Raw genomic sequence first — 354 nt, 5'->3', positions numbered from 1 at the left:
CAAATTTAAGCCCATCCGGGCAGGAGGTTTGTCATGAAAAAATCGAAGTTCACCGAAGAACAGATCGCCTTCGCATTGCGCCAGGCGGAATCCGGCACCACCGTCGCCGAGGTCTGCCGCAAGATGGGTGTCTCTGAAGCCACCTTCTACATCTGAAGAAGAAATACGGCGGCCTGGGTGTCAGCGAGCTGCGCCGCCTGAAACAACTGGAAGAAGAGAACGCCCCAAGCGCATGGTCGCTGACCTGAGCCTGGACAAGCAGATGCTGCAGGAAGTCATCCAAAAAAAGCTGTGAGGCCGGCCCGCAAACGCGAGTTGGCCAACTTCCTGATTGACGCGTACCGCGTCAGCATC

At 56.8% G+C, this 354-nt stretch carries 1 pseudogene; it reads left to right on the top strand.

The window, feature by feature from the left end:
- Window positions 1–33: 33 nt before the first annotated feature.
- Window positions 34–354, top strand: a pseudogene (locus tag ACUXV1_RS23260) (transposase); the annotation flags it as partial.

It is taken from the genome of Chromobacterium sp. W521 (assembly GCF_052805975.1).
This window is presented reverse-complemented; position numbering and strand designations above follow the sequence as displayed.